Origin of the sequence: Rhizobium sp. BR 249 (assembly GCF_047445895.1) — a bacterium.
GTDB lineage: Bacteria > Pseudomonadota > Alphaproteobacteria > Rhizobiales > Rhizobiaceae > Rhizobium.
The window spans coordinates 43,434-67,563 of record NZ_JARWKX010000028.1 but is presented as its reverse complement, the minus strand read 5'-3'; the positions used below and the strand labels follow the sequence as shown (position 1 = coordinate 67,563).

The 24,130-nt window shown below is 61.3% G+C and carries 22 protein-coding genes; 9 read left to right on the top strand and 13 right to left on the bottom strand.

Annotated elements, in window-relative coordinates:
- The first annotated feature begins 120 nt into the window (after positions 1-120).
- Positions 121-1,230: an acyltransferase family protein gene (locus QD408_RS22810; protein WP_414140875.1), complete on the top strand. Its 1,110-nt coding sequence runs from the start codon at positions 121-123 to the stop codon at positions 1,228-1,230.
- A gap of 366 nt (positions 1,231-1,596) precedes the next feature.
- Complete coding sequence (locus QD408_RS22805; RefSeq protein WP_088684868.1) at positions 1,597-1,902, top strand: hypothetical protein; 306 nt, start codon at positions 1,597-1,599, stop codon at positions 1,900-1,902.
- 45 nt (positions 1,903-1,947) lie between these two features.
- Here the strand turns inward: QD408_RS22805 and QD408_RS22800 are convergent, their stop codons facing one another.
- Positions 1,948-2,604 (bottom strand): sugar transferase, encoded by a 657-nt coding sequence (locus QD408_RS22800; protein WP_414140865.1) that lies wholly within the window; start codon positions 2,602-2,604, stop codon positions 1,948-1,950.
- 452 nt (positions 2,605-3,056) lie between these two features.
- Between QD408_RS22800 and QD408_RS22795 the strand changes: the two genes are divergently transcribed.
- A complete protein-coding gene (locus QD408_RS22795; RefSeq protein ID WP_414140864.1) occupies positions 3,057-3,809 on the top strand; it encodes a Crp/Fnr family transcriptional regulator in 753 nt (250 codons plus the stop codon).
- Positions 3,810-3,903: 94 nt separating this feature from the next.
- On the opposite strand, the gene QD408_RS22790 is transcribed toward QD408_RS22795, so the two are convergent.
- Both QD408_RS22790 and QD408_RS22785 read right to left on the bottom strand, forming a co-directional pair.
- Positions 3,904-4,926 (bottom strand): glycosyltransferase family 2 protein, encoded by a 1,023-nt coding sequence (locus QD408_RS22790; RefSeq protein ID WP_414140863.1) that lies wholly within the window; start codon positions 4,924-4,926, stop codon positions 3,904-3,906.
- A 170-nt stretch (positions 4,927-5,096) separates the two neighbouring features.
- The gene (locus QD408_RS22785) at positions 5,097-6,008 is read right to left on the bottom strand and encodes a glycosyltransferase family 8 protein (RefSeq protein WP_414140862.1); all 912 of its coding nucleotides are present in this window, start codon (positions 6,006-6,008) and stop codon (positions 5,097-5,099) included.
- 298 nt (positions 6,009-6,306) lie between these two features.
- On the opposite strand from QD408_RS22785, the gene QD408_RS22780 reads away from it, so the two are divergent.
- On the top strand, positions 6,307-6,606 hold the full coding sequence (locus QD408_RS22780; RefSeq protein WP_088684864.1) for a hypothetical protein: 300 nt from the start codon (positions 6,307-6,309) through the stop codon (positions 6,604-6,606).
- 53 nt (positions 6,607-6,659) lie between these two features.
- Here the strand turns inward: QD408_RS22780 and QD408_RS22775 are convergent, their stop codons facing one another.
- From QD408_RS22775 to QD408_RS22755, 5 genes are all read right to left on the bottom strand, one after another.
- Entirely contained in the window at positions 6,660-8,102 is a 1,443-nt protein-coding gene (locus QD408_RS22775; protein WP_414140861.1) for a hypothetical protein, read from the bottom strand.
- Positions 8,103-8,210: 108 nt separating this feature from the next.
- Positions 8,211-9,596 carry a polysaccharide biosynthesis/export family protein gene (locus tag QD408_RS22770; RefSeq protein ID WP_414140860.1) on the bottom strand — a complete coding sequence of 462 codons (1,386 nt, stop codon included), beginning with the start codon at positions 9,594-9,596 and terminating at the stop codon, positions 8,211-8,213.
- 4 nt (positions 9,597-9,600) lie between these two features.
- Positions 9,601-10,545: a glycosyltransferase family 2 protein gene (locus QD408_RS22765; protein ID WP_414140859.1), complete on the bottom strand. Its 945-nt coding sequence runs from the start codon at positions 10,543-10,545 to the stop codon at positions 9,601-9,603.
- 65 nt (positions 10,546-10,610) lie between these two features.
- Positions 10,611-12,350, bottom strand: a complete 1,740-nt coding sequence (locus QD408_RS22760; RefSeq protein ID WP_414140858.1) for a GumC family protein — start codon at positions 12,348-12,350, stop codon at positions 10,611-10,613.
- A gap of 114 nt (positions 12,351-12,464) precedes the next feature.
- Complete coding sequence (locus QD408_RS22755; RefSeq protein ID WP_414140857.1) at positions 12,465-13,166, bottom strand: sugar transferase; 702 nt, start codon at positions 13,164-13,166, stop codon at positions 12,465-12,467.
- Positions 13,167-13,616: 450 nt separating this feature from the next.
- Here QD408_RS22755 and QD408_RS22750 point away from each other — a divergent pair, with 450 nt between their 5' ends.
- From QD408_RS22750 to QD408_RS22730, 5 genes are read left to right on the top strand one after another with little or no spacing between them, the layout of a single operon-like run.
- Positions 13,617-14,354 (top strand): Crp/Fnr family transcriptional regulator, encoded by a 738-nt coding sequence (locus tag QD408_RS22750; protein WP_088684858.1) that lies wholly within the window; start codon positions 13,617-13,619, stop codon positions 14,352-14,354.
- A complete protein-coding gene (locus tag QD408_RS22745) occupies positions 14,354-15,700 on the top strand; it encodes a glycosyltransferase family 4 protein (RefSeq protein ID WP_414140856.1) in 1,347 nt (448 codons plus the stop codon). The genes QD408_RS22750 and QD408_RS22745 overlap by 1 nt, the downstream gene beginning before the upstream one ends.
- Positions 15,697-16,941, top strand: coding sequence for a glycosyltransferase family 4 protein (locus tag QD408_RS22740; protein WP_414140855.1), 1,245 nt, complete (start codon positions 15,697-15,699; stop codon positions 16,939-16,941). The genes QD408_RS22745 and QD408_RS22740 overlap by 4 nt, the downstream gene beginning before the upstream one ends.
- Before the next feature lie 50 nt (positions 16,942-16,991).
- Positions 16,992-18,473, top strand: coding sequence for a lipopolysaccharide biosynthesis protein (locus QD408_RS22735; RefSeq protein WP_414140854.1), 1,482 nt, complete (start codon positions 16,992-16,994; stop codon positions 18,471-18,473).
- Positions 18,474-18,524: 51 nt separating this feature from the next.
- Positions 18,525-19,352, top strand: coding sequence for a glycoside hydrolase family 16 protein (locus QD408_RS22730; protein ID WP_414140853.1), 828 nt, complete (start codon positions 18,525-18,527; stop codon positions 19,350-19,352).
- 19 nt (positions 19,353-19,371) lie between these two features.
- On the opposite strand, the gene QD408_RS22725 is transcribed toward QD408_RS22730, so the two are convergent.
- The 5 genes from QD408_RS22725 to QD408_RS22705 are packed head-to-tail and all read right to left on the bottom strand — an operon-like array spanning position 19,372 to position 24,126.
- On the bottom strand, positions 19,372-20,451 hold the full coding sequence (locus QD408_RS22725) for an ABC transporter ATP-binding protein (RefSeq protein ID WP_414140852.1): 1,080 nt from the start codon (positions 20,449-20,451) through the stop codon (positions 19,372-19,374).
- Positions 20,448-21,377 (bottom strand): PfkB family carbohydrate kinase, encoded by a 930-nt coding sequence (locus QD408_RS22720; RefSeq protein ID WP_414140851.1) that lies wholly within the window; start codon positions 21,375-21,377, stop codon positions 20,448-20,450. Before QD408_RS22720 ends, QD408_RS22725 begins: the two co-directional genes overlap by 4 nt.
- Positions 21,378-22,400 carry an SIS domain-containing protein gene (locus tag QD408_RS22715; protein WP_414140850.1) on the bottom strand — a complete coding sequence of 341 codons (1,023 nt, stop codon included), beginning with the start codon at positions 22,398-22,400 and terminating at the stop codon, positions 21,378-21,380.
- A complete protein-coding gene (locus QD408_RS22710) occupies positions 22,397-23,242 on the bottom strand; it encodes a carbohydrate ABC transporter permease (RefSeq protein ID WP_414140849.1) in 846 nt (281 codons plus the stop codon). The genes QD408_RS22715 and QD408_RS22710 overlap by 4 nt, the downstream gene beginning before the upstream one ends.
- A complete protein-coding gene (locus tag QD408_RS22705) occupies positions 23,242-24,126 on the bottom strand; it encodes a carbohydrate ABC transporter permease (RefSeq protein WP_414140848.1) in 885 nt (294 codons plus the stop codon). Before QD408_RS22705 ends, QD408_RS22710 begins: the two co-directional genes overlap by 1 nt.
- Positions 24,127-24,130: the final 4 nt, after the last annotated feature.

The window sequence follows — 24,130 nt, the reverse complement described above, 5'->3', positions numbered from 1 at the left end:
TTTTAACTGATGTACCTCTGGTCACTGACACGCGAGGCCGATGCGGCAATGGTGCGCCAGTCGCGCTGCGGTCGCAGCTTGCCATTCCAAATTGCGTCAATATTTCTGAAAGGGGCACAGATGTTTCTCGGGGAAAAGCTTGATCTAGCGAACGGCCGGCCGACAGGATTCGACTATATGCGACTACTGTTAGCCTTTTCAGTGCTTTGGATACATACGGCCCGCGTCACATATGGCGATGATCTGTTTCTCTGGGAGTCACCCCTTCGACCGTTTCTGAAGTCCGTGCTGCCCATGTTCTTCGTCTTGAGCGGGTTTCTGGTGGCCGGCAGTCTCGAACGGTCGAAGACATTGATTTCCTTCCTGGGGAACCGGTTTATCCGGATCTATCCCGCGCTTACGGTAGAGGTATTGCTGGCCGCCTTTATACTCGGAGCGATCTATACAGAATATGACCTGCGTGACTACTTCACCGATCCGCAGTTCTTTACCTATCTGATGAACGTCACGGGGCACATTCACTTCAACCTTCCAGGCGTGTTCCTGGACAATCCCGATGCCGCGATGGTGAACGGGCAGCTCTGGACGGTGCCGTTCGAGCTCGAATGCTATATCGTGATCGCCGCGCTCTTCCTGCTCGGCGTGGTCAGGCGGCGCGTGATCGCTCTCGTCGTCACGGCGGCCTTGATCATAGGCTTTGCTCTTGCGCGATATTGGAAGCACGGCAGCGACTGGGCGAACATGCCGACGACGGCATCGGGCAATCTGCTCATCTGTGCTTTCCTCGCAGGCGTGACCTTCTATCTCTACAGGGACAAGATTCTCTGGGACATCAGGATCTTCCTCGCCTCCGTGGCCTTCATATTCGGCGCTTATTGGTTCACTTCCTTTGGGGATTTCGTCGCCATTCCGGCAGTGGCCTATGTCACGGTCTTCCTCGGCCTGACCTCGCCCGCCAAGCTCGGCATCCTGCGCGGCGCCGATTATTCCTATGGGGTCTTCCTCTATGGCTATCCGATCCAGCAGGCCTTCGTGGCGCTCGGGCCGTGGGCGCATAATTGGTGGCTGAACGGTATCGTCTGCAGCATCATCGCCACCGGCTTCGCTGCCTTTTCGTGGAGATTCATCGAAAAGCCGGCATTGAAATTGCGCAAGCAGGTCACCTGGCTCGAAAATCTCCGTCTTCAATACGGCATGAGACGCGAATTGGCCGGCGCGGTCTCGAAATAGGCTTCTCCGCCCAGCCCGACGTCGACGGGACGCCAAGGCCGACGATTCATCGCGGTATTTCACCAACAAAGAGATCAGCGGAACTCGCCATCGCGGCGGGCTTTGTTTCGTTGCGCATGGGCGGTCGCCCGCGTGAGATCCTCTTCAGCAGGTAGATCTTTTCGGCCGAAATGCTGAGGAAAAGCCTTCTCCGGATGAATAGTGGAATATTCTGCGCCGCGGGTCGAACACCTTGTCCATCGGGCTTTAGCGATATTTTAACCGTAACCGATAAAATACTTCGATCGAACTTCGTTTCGACTTTGGGTTTTGTCGTGTCTTGAAGACCGGCGACGGCTCGAAGGAGGCGTGAAGAGAGGGGTATTGATGCTGAAGAGCGCGCTCATCGTGGTCGCCGTCTCCATCGCCGCCGGAGCGACCATTCGCGCCTGGGCCTTTGCGATTTTTGCTTTTCTGGTGGTCGCGGCCATGGGCGTCGTGATCCTGCTGAAGGGCTCTTCCCTACCGGACGCGATCGTTTCCTGCCTTCAGCTGCTTGTCCTGATGGAGATATGCTATCTGGCAGGCCTCTTCGCCTTTTCCCTATGGGGGCATATTCAAAAGCGCCGCAGCCGCAAAAGGAACGCCATCGCCGACCGCCCGCATGCGACCGGCAAGCCTCCTCATGGATGAGGCGGCCGACATATGCTGGAACGTCGGTCGTGCGTCCGAAAGGTTCTAGGAGTCCAGCCTGGGCAATAAGGCGTGCCGGGAAAGAAGGGCGGTGATTGTCTTTGCCATGATCACGAAATCCCAAACGAGCGTCCAGTTGGAGAGATACTCGATATCGAGGGAGATATTGTTCCGATGGCTGGTTTCGCCGAGGCCGGCGGTCTGCCAAAGGCCGGTCAGGCCGGGGCGAACGGACATATAGGCATAGGCATGTTCGCCGTAGCGCTGTAGTTCTTCCCTCGTGACGGCGCGGGGGCCGACGAGGCTCATCCGGCCGAACAACACATTGATCAATTGCGGAAGTTTATCGAGGCTCGATCGTCTCAGGATATCGCCGACGACAGTCACATGCGGATTGGGCGTCGCATCGGCTCTGACCGTGCGGAACTCGAGGCAGTTGAACTCTCTTCCTTTATAACCAACCCGAATATGGCAATTGAAAACAGGCCCCCCCTCGCTTAGCGTGACGATGATTGCCACCGACAGGAGGAGCGGCGCCAGAAGGAACAAGAGACTTGCCGCGACGATGATATCCAAGGCGCGCTTCAGTATTCTGCTGATCCGGTGAGATCGTGACGAATTGGACGGACGCCTTTCCCCTCGGACCTTGGCAAAGTCCCGCCAAGGTTCGCTGAGGTCGATGCCCTGATTTTTTCCCGCCATCCGCGTCTCCGTTAGACAATCGCAGAAATCACAGCCAAAGCTTGTTTTAATGCAGGTTTCATGTCTGTGACCGTGGTCATATCAGAGGATGAATTCTTCGTGTTCTGAAGTATTCTATTGAGTACAATAAATATTGTTTCTGATAAACTATAGATTTCCTGGTTGCTCTCCGGATGCATTTTATATGTTAACGTTACTTTCGATAATTGTTACATTTATTCTTCCGGATGCGCGCCTGTTTTTTCTTGTATAAAATTTCCATGTAGCGAGAAAGTTGTTCTCAGTTGGAAAATATCATTGTTGTTTTAGCATATATAAATATGAGTGATCGTCATTTTTATGTATAGTTTTAACACGTAATTTTTATTTTATTATTATTTGACTTTATAATTTAACATATTACGAATGTCGTCGATCGTAATAAGCCAATTAGTCTGCGTGGAGTTACGCGTATGGACGAGGTAATTAGCATCAAAGGCAATAGGACTAGAGGAGGCGCTGCGCGTATAGGCGACGCGGTTACTTGCGGGTCTGGGCCTATTGATTACGTCGCCAAGGCCGATTTGGATCAGGAATTCCCATTTTTCCGGTCAAGTGTTCGAAAATTTCGCCGTGGCGACGTTATTGCCGGCGCCGGTGTCCTTATCGATATGTTCGCCCGCGTACAGCGTGGAATGATAAGTGCAAGCGCGCCGCTTCCCGATGGACGCGAGTTCATCGTCGAAATCATTCCGAAGGGCGGCTTGATCGGTGAGTTGGAAGTGCTGCGCAAGCAGTCGCTCAGCTTGGAATACAGGGCTTCGTCGGACTGCGAGCTGCATTTCTTCGATGGTCGGCTGCTGCGGGAATTGTGCGCGAAGGATCCGCAATTTCAGGTGAAGATCCTGTCGAAGGCGCTGGCGCGTGTTTCCGAACTCGAACTGCGTCTCATTTCCAACGCCGGCTCCAGCCTGCGGCAGAGATTGGCCCGGACGCTGCTGCGCCTTTCCGCCATATACGGAACGGATGCGCAAAATAGCGGCGACGAGCTCATCATTTCCCAAAACGATCTCGCCGCGACGCTGCCGGCGTCGCGTGAAAAGGTCAACCAGTGCCTGCGGCGCTTGCGCGAGAGCAAGGTGGTCGACGGGACGCAGGGCAAAATCCGCATTCTCAATCGGAAGGCGCTGGAAGCCTATGCCGAGGGCACGGCGTCGGCGGCCTGAGGCGCTGCCGCGATCCAGAAACGAATGGCTGAAAACATGAAACCTGGAGAGGCGGGGTTGAGAAGCAAAGCCCGCGCTTGTCGCCTCCATGCTGTCAGACTTCGCTTTCGGAAGCATTCCTCCAGTATTGCCAGCCTTCGCCCTGGATGAGCCCGTGATCGGACAGGTCCTTCCAGCTTCTGTAGGTGCCGGTGTCGTCGTAGACGAAGTGGTCCATCTCCTTCGCCGAGGAATAGACCGTATATTCTTCCGTATGCTGGGAGCGGTGGGCGGCATCGGCGACCTTGTGAACGAAGCTCGACAGGAATTTGAAATGCAGGAGGGCGCCGGAGACGCCGAGCGCTCCGCGCATCTCGCCCAGATTGAGCGAGAGCGGCCAGACCTGGTGCGATGATTTGAGAAACAGGCGTTCGCCGGCCACATAAACCAGGGGTATCTTGTTGAGCGCGGGGCCATCCCAGAGCCTGTCCTGGAAGTAGACGCGCCCGCGAACGCCGCCCTTGATCCATATCGTCCAGTTGCGTTTGTCGAAATGGGCGACATAGCCCGACCGATCGAAGAGATTGCAGACCTCGAGCGGGTTGCGGCCGGGCTCGCATATGTTTTCGAGAACCGGATGCGGGCTGTACATGTCGATCATGACGGAGCGGAGGGAATGGCCGCCCATGGAATCGATATAGGCGGTCAATTGATCGATAGGCCGGGTGTCGCAATGGGGATAGACCAGAAATTCATCCGCATCGACATAGAGGACCCATTTCTCCCGGCAGCGCCGGTTGATGACTTGGTTGATCCAGTCGTTTCCGAACCTGGCCGCCTTATAGGAGCCCTGGGCCGAAAGAAGGGAGACATCCTCGAAGTTGGAGAGCAGCTCGATCGTGCCATCGGTCGAGCCGTTGTCGATGCATATGAAGTGCTCGAAGCCGAGGTCGCGATAGTATTGCAGGAAGAATGCCAGCCGGTGTCCTTCATCGCGGATGACGCATATGACGACATGGCGCGCCTGCTCGAGTCCGCTGCGCAACAGGTCGTAGCGAAGCTGCCGGGCCTTCAGCGACCGGCGCAGGCGGGCTTTGACATAGTGGGAGATGCTGGCGACGGAAGCCCTGCAGCTCATGATCTGTCCCGAACATTCACGCCGCGAGGCCGCATTCTCCCTTTTCATTCCGGGATGAAGGTCCGCTTTTGCGCTCGCATCCGCGCGGGAGGCGACGATCCTGCGTTCCGGCCGATGAGGCTCGCTGGCGCCGCCGGGAGATTCGCCCTCTGTAGGATCGATCCGCTTCATCATACGATGTAATCACCGACCAGCAGGGTCTGGACGCGTGGATTGGGCTGTTCCCTTTCGACCGCGTGCTTCATGCGCGCCCGCATCGACCGGTACTTGTACAGCATTTTACGGTCGAAGCTTATTCCGCGATAGAGCGCGTTATAGAGGGGATGCGCTTTGCGCAGGTCGACATAGACTTGGCTTTCCGTGTCGCCCCAGGGAAAGAAGGTGCCATGCCACGGCTTCGGATGCGCCATGTAGTGAACGATTGACAAGGACGACATGTCGACCAGATGGAGGAACTGCTTGGGAAAATTCCAGCGGTTCGAAACGAGGGTGAGCGAGGAACCGCAGACATAGTTCAATGCCCCCTGATCATGCTTGCCGTCGCAGGCCTCGGGATTTCTAGCGAAGAGTTCGAGCGCCTCCTGGCCGATCCAGCCATTGCGGTGGAACTTCAGAACGCCCGCGTTGAAGTAGTGGCTGTCCTTTCCGGTGGCGAGGAAATCATGGATGGCCGTGTAATCGCGCGCGGCGAAAAACCTGCCTTCGGGCACGACGGCGCTCTCGAATTCGCCAAGATCGCTGACGATCTGGGTGTCCCCGTCGAGGTAGATGATCTGGGTATAGCGGGCAGGCAGGACCTCGCACAGAACCAGCTTGGCCATCGTGCTGACGCTGATGCGCCCCTGGAAATGCGCGCTGTCGAGTTTGCCGAGCGATGCGTGCAGCGCTTCGGTCGCGTCGACGAGGTCGATACCGCTTGCCGCGAGCAGGCTCTTCAACTCTTCGAAATTATCGAGATGTTCCGACATGAGGACGCAGACATCGCTGGCGAGGCTTGCGAATTTGCGTGCCTGAAGCGCCGACAGAATGGTCGGAAACGAATATTCGACGTCCGTGACGTAGACGATGCACTGGTTGTTCATATCCTCACCCTTCCGATCGCCCGCAACAGGAATGAAATGCTGTTGCCTTCCAAGCCGGGGGAACAGTTGCTGATTGAGCCGACGGGCCTGTCATATGAAAGCCCGGTGCGCTATATACTGCCGGGATGCAGCCTGTTCGCCGGGTCATCGGTGTGCGGTTGCCGGCGGTTTGTTTCATTGTCGAGATAGTCACCATGAAGAATGCCCTGCCTGCGATAAGGCCGTGTTTCGACATCCTGCTCCCCGACACGACGACCTCTGCCGCATGTGCCGGGGTGCTGCGAGAAGAGGTATCGTGATGCTGATCACCACGCTCATCGCCGCCGTGATTTCGATAGCCGCCGGTGCTTCCATCCGCGCCTGGGCCTTCGCAATCTTTGCATTCCTTGTGGCAATCGGCGTCGGCGTCGTGGTTTTCGTGGACGGGGCCTCCGTGATTGCGGCAATTGGTTCCGCCATCGCTATCCTCGTGGTCATGGAAATTGGCTATCTCTCGGGCGTATTCGTCTCGGGGCTCGTGCGGCGCAACGCCAGACTGCGGCAAAACAATTCTGTCGCGGACAGCGTCTCCGCCGCCAGCGAGCGCCAGCAAGGCTGACGCCGTTGCGCCCGGCTGCCGATCGAGGACATGAGGCATATTCAGCGCTGGCGTCATCGGGCGGAACCCATCGGCGCTCTGATGAAAGATGCCGATGCCTCCAGGGGACGGCGGTTCGGGACATAGGGTCCGGCCAGGCAGCCTGCGGCAAGTCCCGCTGAGGTGCTGAACAGCAAGCCGAGATCCGTGCCGCTGCCCGATATCGCCGCTGAGCCGATCTGTGCGATGGATGCCATTACGGCGGCATGTCCGATCGCGTGCGTTTCCCGGTCGCCGAACGTGTATCGGCCGGACGCCCTCACCAGGCTGTACACGAAGGCGACGAACAGAAGCGTGCCGGTCAATCCGACATTGGACAGCAATGCGGCAATGAAACTGGAGGCCCGGACCGTGCCAAGCCCGGCGCCGAACGTGGCGGTATCGACGAATGCGATCAAGGCCAGCGTGTTCCAGGCGGTGCGTTCTTCGCCCGATTGCGATTGGAGCTTGTCCGATACGGTCGTGGTCAGGAGGCCGGCGATGGAATCCCATGCATCGGGGATCAGGCTGAGGGCGATGACGGCGCAGGGAATGAAGAACAGCGTGATCGCCAGGAAGGTCATGTGCGGGGTGGTAGCAGGGCCGCCGATCAGCCGTTTCAGGCAGAACAGCAGGAACATGCAGACAATGAAGGCGCCCGCGACATAGGCTGTCGTCGACGTGCAGAGCACGATCGTCGGGCCGATGAGGAGGGTTGCAAGCCCCGCCAGACGGCCTTGAACGCGCTCCAGCCAGAGCATGAGCGTGAAGGCGAAATAGGCCAATGCGACGGCGCCATAGCTGCTCGCTTCGGGAAAGGGGCCGACGATACGTTTGAAGCCGTGGATCGTCTCGGCCGTATGCATCGTATAATTCGCATTTCTGATGATATCGAGCAGATGGGACTGGCCGGCCTGGAACGTTGCGATGTCGATAATCGCGAAGGCAAAACATACGATCGACGCGACGATCAGCTGCCGCGCGATGAAACGGGCATAGCCGAGCCGGGCGAACCCGGCGACGACGGCAAAGCAGGCGAGGTCGCCGAGCAGATAGACGGATTGGCTGAGATTGGACGAGCCCGGAGCCAATGGGGCTGCCACCGTCGACATCATGCCCGTGGCGTCTCTCGCGGAGGAATAGACAAGGGTCGCGCCTGCGAAAATACGCGGCAGGAAGAAGGACGACACCACGGAGAACAGGATGTAGCAGGCAAACCAGAAGCCTGGCCCGGGATAGGCGATGCTGGCGAGCATCGCCTGCGTCTGAACCGGCCGCAGCAGGGCCGTCATGACGAGAAAGAGCACCAGAAGATGGCTCGGCTGGATGCTGCTGCCGCCGAGTGCGGGCAGTTGCAGAGCCGCTGCGGCTCCGAACAGCGTCGACAGGCAAAGTGCGGTGATGGCAAAACGCGCGCCATTGAGCATGCTGAGCACGCCGAGCAGCAGAACGATGAAGCCGATCGGTTCTATCGACATGCTTCAGATCCCGATCCGGAGGGAGAGCGGTTCAAGCTGTGCCATGGCCGAAATCCGGCATCCATCTTTCGGCATGATGCGCGAGGCGTCGATGATCACGGCAGCCTCCTAGTTCGATCCCGTCTGGGATACCCAGCCGGGAGCCGGCCTGTTATCCCCGGCCACATCGGACGACGGGACTGCCGAGCTCTGTTTTTGCGGCCCGTTCTGCAACTGCGGCTCGGAAGCCGTTGCCTGAAGGGCGGTGTCCAAGCCGACTTCGACGAGGTCATGCGGCAGCAAGGCGGTTTGTTCGTCGGCCGCGATGTTGCGATAGGTCCCGTCGTCGTTGCGACGCACGATCCTGTAATTCTTCTGCGCTCTGCCGACACCCGGCGTCTCCGCATGGATCTGGGCGAGTTGGGCGTCGTAGCCTGCCTGTTCGCCCAGAAGCTGGGCCACCTGGATATCGATCGCCGCTCTGCCGATTGCGAGGTTGACCTGGTTCAGAAGCTCCTGGTTCTCGCTGTTCTGCCGGTTGACGATATTGATCTTGGAGCGGTCGGCTTCGCTGAGCCCCTGGCGAGCCGTGGTGAGGGCAACTTCGAGATCGATCAGGGTGCCTTGAGCATCCGCTACCCAGCGGTCGACCGAAACCTGGCGGGAGTTGCTGACCAGGCCCTTGCTCACCAGGCTGTTGACGTTGTTCAGTTCCTTCTGGGCCAGGTCGATCTGCCGTTTTTGCGAACTGATCTTGGCCTCCAGCGATTCAACCTGCTGCCCATAGAGACTGGCGAGATCGCTGGCCGCTTCGATCTGGCTGTCGATATCGACGCGCCGCAGCCGCATCAGGTTCAATTCCTGCGCCTTCAGCTTGTCGATATCGGGGATTCCGGCGAGTTCCGTCGGGATCTCGAAACTCTGCTCGCCGGCGATCTCGGCGCGCAGGCGCGCCTGGCGCATCAGCAGATCGCGCCGGTTGAGGACGGCGGTTCGATAGGCGCCGGCAGCCTGGATCCGGTCGCGCTCGAAGTAGGTGTTGTCCTCGCGCTCCCTGAGGAAGCCTCCGGCGATGCTGATGGCTTTCATGACGGTCATGCTGGATTCGAAGGGATAACGGCCGGGATTCTGGACGGTGCCGCCGACGAAGATCGGCGCGTGTTCGGAAATTTCGACGGCGATATAGGGTTTGCCCGGCAGGTTCGCCTTCTCGGCCAGGGCTCCGGCGATGGCGTCGGCGAGTTCTTCGGTCGTCTTTCCGTTCGCCGGAACGTTGCCGGCGATCGGAATCGACAGATTGCCGGCATCATCGATGGTGTAGACGCCGTCGAGTGCTTCCCAGCTGGCATAGCGGGAATCCGACGAGCGCCATTCGACGACGCGCAGCCTCACCTTGTCTTCCGGCACGAGCGACAACGTCTGCGCATGGGCGATGCTCCAGCCGGTCAGGCAGGAGAATGCCAGCAAGGCAAGCACGGCGGAGATGAAGCGATGGGGCAGGGATGTGCATGACATGGGTCTATCTCCGTTTCGTTGCGATCGACGGCGAAGGCATCTCGCGTGGCGACGGATGGCCGAATTCGAGAATGCGGGACGGAGAGGCGCGGCCGACAAGAAGATCGGACAAGGCCAGCACGTTGCCGGCCAAACGTCCCCACCGGTCGATCAGACGGTCCTTGAACAAGACGCCCGACATGTTCGCCAGGATGTTGCGGCCGATCTGGGCAAGCGCACGGCCTTTCGACATCGTGCCCTTGCGGATCAGGTAGACCGGGTTGGCGACCTGCGAATAGCCGAGCCTTCGGCCGGGCTGGCGCCCGGATCTGACGCCGAGATGCACGCCGCGGGCGCCTTCGACGCGCACGGACCTGCCGTAACGGGCGATGGACCGGCTGAAATCGACATCCTCGAGCCAGCCATAGAGCGGCAGCCGTTCATCGAAGGTCAGCGCATGCTCCAGAACGAGCGAAAGGCGAACCGCCATGTTGCATCCATAGGCGTTGTAGACATCCGTCACCCGCTCGGCCGCTTCGCCAGCCGTTTCGATGGCTCGCAGCGCCTCCGGCATGCCGAGGCCTCCGTCGAGGATGCCGTCGGCCAGGACCTCGCCGGTGGCGATCACCACGTCGGGTCTCGCCGCAAAGACGGCCGCCATCCGGGGAAGGAAGGTCGCGGCGGGAATGAAGTCGTCGTCCAGGAAGATCAGAACGTCGGTATCGGCGGCTGCGGCTCCGATGATGCTGTTGCGCTGGGCGGTCAGGCCGCGGCTGCCGACGATGACTTCCACATCTTGCCGGTCGGCGAGCCCGGCGGCATCGTCGATCGTGGGCACGCAGACGATGAGCCGCTCCGCCTGGTCCGGCAGGCTCGTGAGATAATCGACCGTGTCGCGCAGTACCGCAGCGCGGCCTGCCGAGGCTATCCCCACGGCCATTCGCAGCGAACGGCTTCTATTTCCTCGCATGGCCTCAGCGCTGCAAGGCACGGGCGGTCCACTGTGCTGCCTGGTTGCTCCTGTCATAGGGGCGTTCATGACAATATTCTCTTCGGTGCATGGTTGATGATCGCGCCGAGAATCTCCGCGCCGACATTGCGTAGGGTGTCGATGACGCGCACGGTGTCGTCGATCGAGGTGCGCCCATGCGAGGTGACGACGAGGACGCCATCCAGTTCCGGCGCGATCGCATTGGCGTCAGGAGAAGCGGAGAAGGCGGAAATATCGACGAATATGGCGTCGAACTCTTTTTTCAGGTCGGCGAAGCTCAGTTGCGTGCGGCGGGAACTCAGGCGGACGGCCGGCGTCACCGTTTTCACCTTGCCGAGCGGAAGGAATTTCAGGGTCGGGGTGAGGGGGAGTGCGGCCGCCTGGATCAGTTCGCCATTGTCGAGGACGTCGACGAGACCCTTGGAGCTCTCAGGTGCGATTGACTTGCTGAGCGAGGATTTATCCGCCGCCGCATCGATCAACAGCGTCTGTGCGCCCGATAGGGACGAGAGCGCCGCAAGTTCGCAGGCAATGGTCGAAGCCCCGCTGCCGGGATCGACGGCGACTATGCCGATGACGACGCGGCGTTTTCGCCGAAGACCGACGACGGTTGCGCTCAATTCCGCCATGCCGGGAATGACAGGATAGTCAGCAGCCTTGTCGCCGCCCATGCCGGTGGCGAGGAAGCGCATGGGATGCCCGTTCCGGTTCTTCTGCGATCTCGCCAGCAAGGTGACGAAGGACAGTCCGCCGGCGTCGGCGATCTGGTGGGGACGGACGATCCGGCGGTCGCTGGCGTGCCTGATCATGGCAAGCGCCAGGCCGGCGCCGAGGCCCACTGCTCCAGCAAAGGTCATGATGAGTGTGCTGCGCGGCCGCGCCTTCGAAAGAGGCAGCGTGGCCCGCGAGACGATCGTGGCGTCGGATACGGGATAGGTGATGCGCTGCTTGGCTTCGGTCAGCTGGGTCAGCGTGCTTTCATAAAGGGTGCGGCGGGCATCGGTCGCGCTCTGCAGCTCGGCAAGCTTGAACTGATCGCGCGGATTGCTGTTGAAGGTGTTCAAGGCGCTGGAGGCGTCGGCCAGTCCCTGCTGCTGCTCCCGCAGGAATTTCTCCAGCCAGTTGCTGTATTGGCGGGAGGCATCGGCCTTCATCGAGATATTTTTCTGGATATATTGCCCGGCGAGCGTATCGGCGATGGCGACGGCTTTCTGAGGGCTCGATGCTGCTGCCGAGATCTCGATGACCGTCGAACTTCCGATCCGGCGTATGTCGATCATGCTCAGCAGCGTGGCGACCGTCATGTCGTGGAGGCGTTCCTCCTCGGTCTGCGGTCTGGGCTGCGTTTCGTCCGTCGCTTCTTGCGCGGAAAATCCCAGCAGCCAGTCCTTCGCCTTGTCCAGCAGCGAGGGTTTCCAATCGATGAAATCGGGATCGCCATCGAGATCGAGCGCCCTTACCGTCCCGGCGACGACATCGGTGGAACTGGCGATCTCCAGCTGTCCTTCGATGAATGCGTCTTCCGCGATGGCTCTTTGGGCTTCGGTGCCGCTCACCTGCGGAAAGATCACGAGCTGCGTGCTGGCGACGAAAGTCGGCTTGGCCGTCAGCAGGTAGGTTCCGGCGATGATCAGGAAGGCGATGGTCGTCGCCACGACCCACGGCCAGCGCGTCCTCAGGAAGAAGAGCATGTCGCGCAGCGTCAGCGGCGAATTTCCGCCAGTGGCTGCGGCAGCAGACAGGGAGATCGGGGAAACACCGCTGAAGATCGTGCTCGAGGTCATGTCGTCCTAGTCCAAAAATGGCGAGATTACGGAGATACGAGGTGCTGGCAGCTTGGAGGGGACGAGGGGAGCAGCGCTTCCGATTTCACGCATGATCGGCGCTCCCCTGAATGCTCAGTACGAGCCGCGCTGCGAAAACAGAGCGGGAATGGTCTTGGCGATGATGACGAAGTCCCGGACGAGCGACCAGTTGTTGACATAGTGGACGTCGAGGGAGACCCGGTGCTCGTAGCTGACGTCGTTGCGCCCGCTGGTCTGCCAGTGGCCGGTCAGGCCCGGGCGGACGGCCATGTAGGCCCACACATGCTCGCCATAGCGGGGCAATTCCTCGGCGGTGACCGGCCGCGGCCCGACGAGGCTCATCTCGCCGCGCACGATGTTGATCAGTTGGGGAAGCTCGTCGATGCTCGATCGCCGGAGGATATCGCCGACGGCGGTAATTCTCGGGTCGTCCTTCAGCTTGCGTGTCGTTTCCCATTCGCTGCGCGCGGCCGGATTGTTTTGCAGCAATTCGGCAAGCTGAGCGCTTGCATCGGTCTTCATCGTGCGAAACTTGAGGCATCCGAAGGGTGCTCCGCCGACGCCTATGCGCGTATGCGAATAGAAGACGGGGCCGCGGTCGCTCAGTTTCACGATGATTGCGACGAGCAACAGAAGCGGGGCAAGCAGGATCAAGGCAGCCACCGCAAGGAAAAGATCTATGGCGCGCTTCGACGATCTGCCAGCCGCACGCGGCCGGGACGCATGGAGGCCGCCGTCTTCCGCGGACTGCCCGACACGCGACCATGCCTCGAAACTATGTGCTTCCCAGGCCATCGGCCGCCTCCAAAACATCGGTTAAGAACCGTCGAAACTTTGCTGCGCCGCACTCTGGTTGTCTGTTACCAAGGTCATAATCCTTAATTATTTCTTTATGCTACTAACGGGCCAAGAGAAATTCACTGTTCCGATATAAGCCTTCTTTTCATTGAAAATGGTGATCTAACCTACTCACTGGTGATTAAGCTGTGTCTCTGATTTAGATTTCTGCTTAATTTTAAATCAGCAAGTCTTTTTAGTGAGCATGTCTATTTGGGATTATGATCACTTTTCGACTTGTAAAGGTATTTTGATTTGGCCTCGTGATGTATTTGCATTTTTGTCACTAAATGTAGACTTGACCTTTTTGTTATTTCTCGGTGATGTTATTTGACTTCGATATTAACAAAATATAAATGATGCAGTGCAGCATTACCTATGGTTATCCGAGTACTGGGAGTTTTGCGCATGGACGGGGCGACGCATCTATCCGATCGTAGGGTCGGCATCGGCAGGGGAGCGATTTCGGCCGCTGGGGGCATTCATCGCAACAGCCGCATCTTCCTCGACGACGAATTTCTTTCCTGCCGCTCGAGCGTGCGGCGTTTTCGCCGCGGCGAAGTCATCGCCGGGTCCGGCGTTCTCGTCGATACTTTCGCGCGCGTGCATTCCGGGTTGGTCAGCGCGAGCACGATGCTTCCCGACGGCCGGGAATTCATCGTCGAGATCATTCCGAAGGCGGGCCTGATCGGCGAGCTCGAGGTGCTGCGCAGGCAGACCCTGACCCTCGAATATCGGGCCGGCTCCAATTGCGAGCTGCACTTCTTCGAGGGGCGGCTGCTGCGCGACATGTATGCCAGCGACCCCTGCTTCCGTGAAAAGGTCTTTTCCAGGGCGCTGGCGCGGATTTCGGAGCTCGAACTGCGGATCATCGCAAATGCGGCGTCGACGCTGCAGGCGAGGCTCGCCAGCACGCTGCTGCGGCTCGCCGCAGTCTATGGGAAAGATGCGGCAAACAGCGGAGACGAATTGATCATCTCGCAAAACGACCTGGCCGCGACCCTGCCGGCCTCCCGCGAGAAGGTCAACCAATGCCTGCGGCGCCTGCGGGAAAGCAAGATCATCGACGGAGGGCAGGGCAAGATCCGCATTCTCAACCGCAGAGCGCTGGAAGCTTGCGCCAATGGCGCGATGTCGGTGAAGTGATGCGCCCATCGCTTCCCGAGGCGCCGCAATTCACCACCAATGTCCGCCGCTTTCCTCGTCCCGTCAGGACGAGGATCGACCGCGTGGTCGTCATCGACGACTACTCGACGGCCAGAGGCGGCGCGACGGCGCTGGCGGTGCTGTCAGCGAAGCTGTTTCGCGGCCTCGATATCCCGGTGACCTATATTTGCGGCGATGACGCGGCCAATGCAGAGCTTGAAGAGCTCGGGGTCTCGATGGTGGGACTGAACAGCCGCGACCTGCTCAGCGCCGAACGGGCGAAGGCTTTCGTGACGGGCATTCACAACAACGCGGCCGTGCGCATGGTCGCGGACTGGATCGCCGCAAAGGATACTGCGAATACCGTCTATCATATCCATGGCTGGCATCAGATCCTGTCGCCCGCGCTGTTCAAGGCGCTGACGCCGGTCGCCGGACGATGCGTCGTTCACGCGCATGATTTCTTCACGGCCTGCCCGAACGGCGCCTTCTTCGACTACCAGTCTCAGCAGACCTGCGTTCGCCGCCCATTGGGCGCGGGCTGCATTGCGACGGCCTGCGACAAGCGGAGCTATTCGCATAAATTGTGGCGGGCCGCCCGCGGCGCAAACATCCTCCGGCGGCTGAGGGATCAGGTCGATTTCGGCCGGATCATCTTGCTGCACGAGAAGATGGCCGGCTTTCTCGTCGGCGCCGGCTATCGGCCCGAACGGCTGACGACGATCCGCAATCCGGTCGCGCCCTTGTCGATCAAGCGCATCGAGGCGGAGGAGAACGACGAGTTCGTCTTCATCGGACGGCTGGACGAGGAGAAGGGCATCGAGGATGCCGTGGTCGCCACGCGCCGGGCCGGCGTCCGGCTCTGCGTGATCGGGGACGGGCCGCTGATGCCGCTGGTGGCGGCCGCGGGAGATCATGTCAGGGCGGTCGGCTGGCAGTCGCATGCCGAGATCGGCCCGACGATCCGCAAGGCGCGCGCGTTGCTGATGCCGTCGCGCTATCCCGAACCCTTTGGCCTCGTCGCGATCGAAGCAGCCAGGAGCGGTCTGCCCGTCATCATGTCGCGCAGCGCTTTTCTCGCCGAGGAAATGGAAAGGGCCGGCATGGCGCTTGGCTGCGATACGGCTGACGAAAGCGCCTTTGCCGATACTTTGACGAAATTCAGCCAGATGCCGAAGCATGAGGTCCGCGCCATGAGCGAGCGGGCTTTCCAGATGTCGCCGGATCTCGCCTCGACACACGAAGAATGGCGCGACGCGCTTCTTGCCGAATATCACAGCCTGCTTTCGACGAATGCGGTTTTCGAACCGGCAGACGGTGCGGCGATACAAGGAGTATTCAGTTGACCCTCAACGCAACAACCTCCCTTCCCGATGCGAGGGCGTTTCTCGCCGATGCGCCCGTCATGGCGAAACGGCGTGTCACGGAGGCCGGAAACGCCAGCGATACTAAGCAGCTTCGCGTGGCCATCGTGCATTACTGGCTTGTCTCGATGCGCGGCGGCGAGAAGGTTCTGGAAGAGCTGTGCCGCATGTTTCCGCAGGCCGATATCTTCACCCTCGTCTGCAACCGGGATCGCATCAGCGATTTCCTGAAGACGCGCAACATCCGCACGTCCTTCCTGCAGAAGATCCCCGGCGCGCAACGGCATTACACCAAGATGCTGCCGCTGATGCCCTTCGCGCTCGAGCAGTTCGATCTGCAGGACTACGATCTGGTGCTCTCCAGCGAATCCGGGCCGGCCAAAGGCATCATCACGCGCGCCGACGCGCTGCATGTCTGCTACTGCCATTCGCCTATGCGCTACATCTGGGACCAGTTCCATGTCTATCGCCATGGCCTGCCCTGGATCGGCCGCGCCCTGATGTCGCTCACCGCGCCCATGCTGCGCGCCTGGGATGTGACGACGGCCTCGCGGGTGGATACGTTCGTCGCCAATTCCGATTATGTCGCCAGCCGTATCCGCCGCTTCTACGACCGGGATTCCGTCGTCATCCATCCGCCCGTTGCGACCGACGATTTTGCGGTGGGCAAGGGGAAAGGCGAGTTCTATCTCTATGCCGGGCAGCTGACGACCTACAAACGGCCTGACATCGCCGTGCGCGCCTGCACCGAGGCCGGCCGGAAGCTGGTCGTGATCGGCGAGGGAGAACAACTGCCCTATCTGAAATCAATCGCCGGGCCGACCGTCGAGTTTCTCGGCCATCAGCCCTTCAACGTGCTGCGCGATCACCTGTCGCGATGCCGCGCCCTGTTGTTTCCGGGCACCGAGGATTTCGGCATTCTGCCGGTGGAAGCCATGGCATCGGGGCGTCCGGTGCTGGCCTTCGACGCCGGCGGCGCCAGGGAAACCGTTTCCTCGCCGAAGGTCGGCTTCCGTTTTGCCGAACAGACGACGGAAGCCCTGCTGGAGACGATGGCGGCGTTCGAAGAGGTCGAGGACGATATCGATCCGCATGCGATCCGCGCGCACGCGCTGAAATTCTCCTCCGCCGTGTTCCGCGATCGCCTGAGCAATCTCATCGAGCAACGGCTTTCCAACCATGGCGACCGATCCGCCGAGGCCTTCGGGAGACGGACGGGCTGAGAGCCGCGACCGCAACCGTCTCAATCCGCCGACGAGGAATATAGCAGATCATGTCAAGCGTATCTCAGCGGACGGCGACGGCAAGCATCTGGACGATCAGTGGAAAATTCCTCGCGCGGCTGCTCGATTTCGTCAGCCTGCTCATTCTGGCAAGGCTTTTGAGCCCCGCGGATTTCGGCCTTGTCGCCATCGCAACCTCTGTTCTCGTCATCGTCGAAACGATTCTGGATCTGCCGTTAACACAGGCTCTGATGCGTCAGCCGTCGCCTTCCAAGGAGATGTTTACCACCGCCTTCACCCTCAGCCTGCTTCGAGGGGCGGCCATCAGCCTGCTGATGATCCTCATCTCCTGGCCGATGGCGGTGATTTACGGCGATTCCCGGCTCTTTGCCCTCGTCGCCGTTCTCTCGATCGCGCCTGCCATGCGCAGCATGATCAGTCCGCGCATGGTGCTCTTCATGCAGCGTTTCGATTTCAAGCGCGAATTCGCGCTCGATCTCATCGCCAAGGGATCGACATTGCTGTTCGGCGTCGGTGTGGCGGTGACGACAGGCAGTTATTGGGGGCTGGCCGCCGGCGCGGTGGCGGGACCGACCGCGGCGATGATCACCTCTTATGTCTTTGCGCCGATGCGGCCGGCGTTCAGCCTTTCGGAATGGAAACATTTCCAGGACATGATCAGCTGGAACACCGTGTCGCAGGTGCTGAATTCCATCAACTGGCAGCTGGACCGGCTGCTGCTGCCGCGTTTTACCGGCCTGTCGACGTTCGGCGCCTTCAGCGTCGCCGACAATATTGCCGGGATTCCGTATCAGACCTTCGTCGGGCCGTTGCTGCGCCCGCTGATGGCGGCATTCTCCACCGTCGAAGACCGCCGCAATCTGGTCGTTGCCTATCTGAAGGCAACGAATGCGATCACCTTCGTCGCAGCACCCGTTCTCATCGCGCTCGCCATGCTCGCCGAGCCGACCGTACGCGTCCTCGTCGGCGAGAAATGGGCATCCGCCGCGCCGATCTTGCAATGGCTGTGCCTCGTCAGCCTGCTCGGCCTTCCCACGAACATCATGCCGGCATTGGCGATGGTTCTGGATAATACCCGTTCGCTTGCTCTCAGGATGTTTGCCGAGTTCGCCGTCAGGGTGCCGGTCACTATCCTGGGCATCGCCTATTTCCAGGTGGAGGGTGCGCTCGGCGCCCGGATCATCGCCATGCTCGTCGCCTATGCCGCGTCGCTCGTCATCACACGGAGGCTGATCGGTGCGAGTTTTGCCGCGCAGCTGAACGCCTTCTGCCGGCCGCTGGCCGCGAGCTTGCCGATGATCGCTTTCCTGCTCTGGGTGGAGCCGATGCTCGCCGCCATGCCTGTCGGCTTCAATCTGATCGCCGGGCTGGCGGTTTGCGGCGCGGCGGCGGCTGCGACTTTCTGGGCCTTTGCCCTGCTGCTGTGGCAGATCCTGGGAAGGCCCGACGGTATCGAGACCATCGTCGTTCAAAGGCTGATGCCGCGGCGAAACGGGGTTCTCGCCTCATGATGGAGACAGGTGCAGCCCAGCGATTTGGTTTGGCGGTTTCGGAGAAACGGAATGCGTTACGGGATATCTTCTAGGACTTTGGGTCTGCTCGCCGTTCTTGGCCTGGCGGCTTTGCCCGGCCAGCCGAGCGTGGCCCAGGAGCCGATCAACATGAATGCCTATCAGCTGACGTTCGAGGAGAATTTCGACAGCCTCGATGTCTCGGCATGGGGAGAGAGAAGCTCCCGCTGGATCGCCCATACGCCCTGGAACGGTGATTTCGGCGACGCCCGCTTCACAGACCCGGCTCCCGGCTTCCCGTTTACCACCGATCAGGGCATCCTGAAGATCGAAGCCAGCAAGGGAGAGGACGGAACCTGGCGTTCGGGCCTGCTCTCGGCGGTCAACCCGAAGGGCGAAGGGTTCTCGCAGCAGTTCGGTTATTTCGAAGCGCGGATGAAGCTGCCGCCGGGCAAGGGTGTCTGGCCGGCCTTCTGGCTCATCGGGCTCGACCGGTCGAAATACACCGCAGAGATCGACGTCCTAGAATATTACGGACGCGCGCCCTATGAATTCTCCATGGGCTTTCATATCTGGCGCCAGGCCCACGGCGGTGAGAATTCCAATGGCGGCTATTGGAAAACCGTCCAGGATGGTATTTTGAACGGCGAGTATCATACCTACGGCGTCGATATTCAGGCCGACAAGACGACCTTCTATCTGGATCGCCAGTATCTCTGGAGCTTCGATACGCCGGAGGAGTTCCACATGCCGTTCTATCCGCTGGTGAACCTGGCGCTCGGCTCGGGCTGGCCGATCGACGAAACGCCGAACCCTTCCATCCTGCTCGTCGATTATATCCACGTCTACAAGCGGAAGCCCGCCGACGCGGCGAATTGAAGGAGCGATCCGTTTCGTCCTATCGCTCGCGCAGGCAGCTGAGACCGGTTTGCGGATCGAAGAGGTGCATCGCCTCCTCGTCGAAGAAGAGGGTGAGTGTCTCGCCGTCACGGATCGGCGTGCGCGGCGGCAGGCAGGCCATCAGGCGTTGGTTTCCCGTCAAGGCGGTGACGACGAGTTCCGGGCCGGTCAGCTCCGCGACCTCAAGGGTGGCCTCGATCGAAGGGCCGGCGCCGTCCAGGCGGAGCGCCTCCGGACGGATGCCGAGGATCAGGTCGCGGCCATTGCCGGCCGCTTCGCGGAAGCGGGCGGGCAGGGGCAGGCCGGCATCGGCGCCTGAAAGCATCAGCCGGCCGTCACGCACCGTTGCTTTCAACAGGTTCATCGGCGGCGCGCCGACGAAGGTGGCGACATAGAGCGTTGCCGGGTGGTTGTAGATCTCCTCCGGTGTTCCGAGCTGTTCGATGCGGCCGTCGCGCATGACGGCGATGCGGCTTGCAAGCGTCATCGCCTCGATCTGGTCATGGGTAACATAGACCACCGTTGTCTTCAGCATCTGGTGCAGCCGCTTGATCTCGGTGCGCATCTCCATACGCAGCTTGGCGTCGAGATTGGAGAGCGGCTCGTCGAAGAGGAACACCTCCGGCTTGCGCACCAGCGCGCGGCCGATCGCGACGCGCTGGCGCTGGCCGCCGGAAAGCTGGCTCGGCTTACGATCGAGGAGATTTTCGATCTGCAGGAGCTTGGCCGCATCGCGCACCGCTTTGTCGCGCTCGGGCGCCGGAACTTTCCGCATTTCCAGGCCGAAGCCGATGTTCCGGTGCACCGTCAGATTGGGATAGAGCGCATAGGATTGAAAGACCATGGCGATGTCGCGGTCCTTCGGATGCACACCGAGTACCGAACGCCCTGCGATGCTGATATCGCCGCTGGTCGCCTCCGCAAGGCCGGCAATGATGTTGAGCAGCGTGGACTTGCCGCAGCCCGACGAGCCGAGCAGCACGAGGAATTCACCGCTTTCCAAGGAGATGTCGATGCCTTTCAGCGTCTCGACCTCGCCATAGGTCTTGCGGATGTTCTGGATATCGAGCGCGCTCATCGCACGGGCTCCTGAAGCGATGACGGGGCGCCGTAGCTGCGGGGAAGAGTGGAGATGGCGCGCGAGGCGACCTCGGTTCCTGACGCGAGGCAGGCGGCCAGAGGCTTGCCGTCCGCGAGCGCGGCGAGGAAGGCGGCGTTGAAGACATCGCCGGCGCCGATCGTATCGACGACCTTGACGACGGGTGCGGCCACCGACACCGGGACGCCGTCCGGCCCGATCGCGACGGCGCCGTCCGGGCCGCGTTTGACGACGACGATTGCGCCTTCCGGCATATGCGACCGGATTTCACGGGCAGCCTCGATCGGGTCGCCGACGCCGGCAAGGGTGGTCGTCTCGACCTCGTTCAGCAACGCGATGCGGCTGCGCGAAAGCCAGGCGCGTGTCGCCGCACAATTCTTGTCCGTCCAGCCGTCGAGCGGCCAGCCGGTGTCGAGCGCGACGGTGATGCCATGGCTGTCGGCCCAGTCGAAGAAGGCGTCATATTCCTTTGCCAGATCGTCGGTCAGAAACGCGCCGCAGAGAAGCGCGTAGCCGCCCCGGAGCCTTTCGCCGTCGAGGACGGCGAAGACATCCGCGAGGCTGAAGCGCGGCAGATGGCCGGTCGTCGTGAAAAAGGTGCGTTCGCCGTCGGGATGGGTGATGCCGACGGAGAGCGTCGTTCTCTCGGGGCGTACCGGCCAATTCTCGGAGCGGTGGCCGAAGGCTTCGGCGAGCCAGCGGCCGAACTGGTCGCTGCCGATATTGGCGGCGATCTCGAATTCGATGCCGAGCGCCTGCCAGGCGAGAGCGCTGTTGCCGGCGGAGCCGCCGACCCTGAGTTCGTCATGGTCGACGATGATCTCCGTCCCGGCTTTCGGCCAGGGGGCAGCCGGTCCGAGGATCAGGTCGACGTTGACGTTTCCGATGACTGCAAGCGGCCGCATTCATTCGCTCCGGGTAATCTTGGTTGAACGGACCGGTGTTCCGGCATTCTCGACGCGGGCATCGGCAAAGGCGATCATCAGCCGCTGGGCGACCGGCAGCATGGCGAAGATCGCGGCAAGGCCGGTTGCCGGGGCGAAACGGATCGTCACCGCGCCGGCGACCGGTTCCTGCCCGGACGCATCGAACAGGACGACCGGGGCGCCGGTTTCAACGGCGGAATTCGCCATGATGGTAACGAGGCCGGCCGTCTCGTCCTGGCCGCGAAACAGCACGACGCCGATCTCAGGCCCGAGCATCTCCATCGGGCCATGGCGCAGCTGACCGCCTTCGAGCGAAAAGCAGGGGCGGCGCGACAGCTCCGTCAATCCGAGCGCCAGAGCCTCGGCGACACCCTGCAGCCGGCGGCCCGAGGTGACGACGGTCGCGACGTTTTCGAGTGCCGCGAGCGCGGCTGTGATGTCATGCTCTTCAGGAGCCCCGAGGGCGGCAAATGCGGTCGTGGGATCTTCGCCAAGGGCTGAAAGGATTGCCAGGTGCAGGGCGAAGGTCACCGTCAGGCTGCGGGTGGCGGCAAAGGCGAGTTCGGTGCCGCCGCTGCCGACCAGCGAGGGGGCGGTTCTTGCGAGGAAAGAACCGGCTTCGAGGGTGAGGCCGAAGGTTTCCTCCGTGCCGCCGGTCTCGTTGAACCAGCGCAGGACTTCGGCGCTTTCGCCGGATTGCGAGGTGACGAAGATCGTCCTGCCGGCGACCGGCAGCGGCTGGCCGAGCTGTTCGGAGAGCGGCAGGGCGACGGCATCGATGCCGAGCGCGCGATAGAGCGGCTCGACGGCGCGGTTGACGGCATGCGAACCGCCCATGCCGAGCAGAAGCAGGCGGCCGGTTTTCTCAAGCGAGGCGGCGGCTCTCGCCGCCATCGGCCCGGCCGTTTTGTAGGAGGCGATCGCATCGGCGTGCTGGCGGGCCATTTCGCTATCGATCGCCGCAAGCCCGGCGGGCCGGGTTCTTTCTGTTGTCATGTTCATCCCTTGACGCCGCCGCTGGTGAGCCCCGAAATCAGGGCGCGTTGCATGACGAGACCGATCAGCACTGGGGGCAGGGCGGCGAGCACGCCTGCCGTGGCGATCAATCCGTAATCGGAAACGCGGCCGCCGGCGAGATCGGCAATGGCGACGGTCAGCGTCTTGGCGCGCTGGTCCGAGGTGAAGAGCAGCGCATAGAAGAATTCATCCCAGGCAAGCAGGAATGCGAAGAGGCTCGAGGTCGCGACCACCGGGGCGGCGAGCGGCAGCGTGATGATCCGGAGCGTCTGGAACAGGCTGGCGCCGTCGATCATCGCGGCGGACTCGATCTCGCGCGGGATGGAATCGAAGCCTGATTTCATCAGCCAGGTGGTGAAGGGCGCCAGGATCGTCAAATAGACGAGGGCGAGGCCGAAGACGTTGTTCAGCATGCCGAGATGGGAGAGGCCCATATAGAGGGGTACGGCAAGCGCCACCGGCGGCAGCATGTAGGTGGCGATCACCATCGACAGCGACCAGCCGACGGAAGGCGTGCGCGACACGGCCCAGCCGGCCGGAATGGCGAGCGCGATGGCGGCGATCGTCGCCATGCCGGCCACCTCGATGCTGTTGCGCAGCGACGAGGTGAAGGCGGCGCCGGCGCTGTTTTCGAGTGTCGACAGCAGCATTTGGTATCGCGAGAAATCGACGGCCTGAGGCCACCAGCGCAGCGGCTTGGCGGCAAGATCTGCGGCCGGCGCAATGCTCATGACGAAGAGCCACAGGATCGGCGCCAGGATGACGGCGGCAAGCAGCAGCGCCGAGAGGTGTATGAAGGCTGAGAAGAGCGGGCTCCGGCGTTCCATCAGGCGGCACTCCCGGCGGTCTTGCGCACGAGCGCGGCGTAGCCGGCGGCGAGCAGCGTCACCAGCAGCGTGACGATCAGGGCGAGCGATGCGCCCGAGCCCGCGCGCTGGAAGGAGAAGGCTTCCTGATAGACCAGGATCGAGAGCGTGCGGGTGCTGTTCGCCGGCCCGCCACGGGTCATGACCCAGATGATGTCGAACACCTTGAAGGCTTCGATCGTGCGCAGCACCAGCGCCACCATCAGCGGACCGGCGAGATAGGGCAGGATGACGAAACGGAAGCGGGCAAAAGGACCGGCGCCGTCGACGAGCGAGGCGGCGGTGATGTCGCGCGGCACGGCCTGGAGTGCGGCGAGCGCGATCAGCGCCACTAAGGGAAAATTCTTCCAGCAGTCGGCGACGATGAGAGCGGCGAGCGCCGTGCCCGGTTCGCCGAGCCAGGAACGATAGGCGTCGAGCAGGCCGAGCTGGGTCAGCGCGGCGTTCAGCGCGCCGTATTCCGGATTGTAGATCAGCCGCCAGAGCGTGGCGTTGACGACGGTCGGCAGCGCCCAGGGCAGGATCATCAAGGCGCGCAGCGCGGTGCGGCCGCGAAATTGCTGGTTCAGCAGCAGGGCGGCCAGGACGCCGATCACCATTTCGGCGGCGACCGAGACGATCGCGAACCATGCGGTGGTGATGAGCGTGCGCTGGAAATTCGAGCCGGAGAGCATCTTCACGTAATTGTCGATGCCGACGAAGCTGCCCTCGGTCCCGACGAGCTTGGCATCGGTGAAGGAGAGGCCGACGGTATCGACCAGAGGCCAGCCGATCACCGAGATCATGACCACGAGAAGCGGCAGCATCAAAAGCCACGCGCGGGTTGTCAGCCAAGTGCCCGACATCGAG

Coding starts and splice junctions, on each gene's coding strand:
- QD408_RS22810 (WP_414140875.1), top strand. CDS start 121: ATGTTTCTCGGGGAAAAGCTTGATCTAGCGAACGGCCGGCCGACAGGA.
- QD408_RS22805 (WP_088684868.1), top strand. CDS start 1,597: ATGCTGAAGAGCGCGCTCATCGTGGTCGCCGTCTCCATCGCCGCCGGA.
- QD408_RS22800 (WP_414140865.1), bottom strand. CDS start 2,604: ATGGCGGGAAAAAATCAGGGCATCGACCTCAGCGAACCTTGGCGGGAC.
- QD408_RS22795 (WP_414140864.1), top strand. CDS start 3,057: ATGGACGAGGTAATTAGCATCAAAGGCAATAGGACTAGAGGAGGCGCT.
- QD408_RS22790 (WP_414140863.1), bottom strand. CDS start 4,926: ATGAGCTGCAGGGCTTCCGTCGCCAGCATCTCCCACTATGTCAAAGCC.
- QD408_RS22785 (WP_414140862.1), bottom strand. CDS start 6,008: ATGAACAACCAGTGCATCGTCTACGTCACGGACGTCGAATATTCGTTT.
- QD408_RS22780 (WP_088684864.1), top strand. CDS start 6,307: ATGCTGATCACCACGCTCATCGCCGCCGTGATTTCGATAGCCGCCGGT.
- QD408_RS22775 (WP_414140861.1), bottom strand. CDS start 8,102: ATGTCGATAGAACCGATCGGCTTCATCGTTCTGCTGCTCGGCGTGCTC.
- QD408_RS22770 (WP_414140860.1), bottom strand. CDS start 9,596: ATGTCATGCACATCCCTGCCCCATCGCTTCATCTCCGCCGTGCTTGCC.
- QD408_RS22765 (WP_414140859.1), bottom strand. CDS start 10,545: ATGCGAGGAAATAGAAGCCGTTCGCTGCGAATGGCCGTGGGGATAGCC.
- QD408_RS22760 (WP_414140858.1), bottom strand. CDS start 12,350: ATGACCTCGAGCACGATCTTCAGCGGTGTTTCCCCGATCTCCCTGTCT.
- QD408_RS22755 (WP_414140857.1), bottom strand. CDS start 13,166: ATGGCCTGGGAAGCACATAGTTTCGAGGCATGGTCGCGTGTCGGGCAG.
- QD408_RS22750 (WP_088684858.1), top strand. CDS start 13,617: ATGGACGGGGCGACGCATCTATCCGATCGTAGGGTCGGCATCGGCAGG.
- QD408_RS22745 (WP_414140856.1), top strand. CDS start 14,354: ATGCGCCCATCGCTTCCCGAGGCGCCGCAATTCACCACCAATGTCCGC.
- QD408_RS22735 (WP_414140854.1), top strand. CDS start 16,992: ATGTCAAGCGTATCTCAGCGGACGGCGACGGCAAGCATCTGGACGATC.
- QD408_RS22730 (WP_414140853.1), top strand. CDS start 18,525: ATGCGTTACGGGATATCTTCTAGGACTTTGGGTCTGCTCGCCGTTCTT.
- QD408_RS22725 (WP_414140852.1), bottom strand. CDS start 20,451: ATGAGCGCGCTCGATATCCAGAACATCCGCAAGACCTATGGCGAGGTC.
- QD408_RS22720 (WP_414140851.1), bottom strand. CDS start 21,377: ATGCGGCCGCTTGCAGTCATCGGAAACGTCAACGTCGACCTGATCCTC.
- QD408_RS22715 (WP_414140850.1), bottom strand. CDS start 22,400: ATGAACATGACAACAGAAAGAACCCGGCCCGCCGGGCTTGCGGCGATC.
- QD408_RS22710 (WP_414140849.1), bottom strand. CDS start 23,242: ATGGAACGCCGGAGCCCGCTCTTCTCAGCCTTCATACACCTCTCGGCG.
- QD408_RS22705 (WP_414140848.1), bottom strand. CDS start 24,126: ATGTCGGGCACTTGGCTGACAACCCGCGCGTGGCTTTTGATGCTGCCG.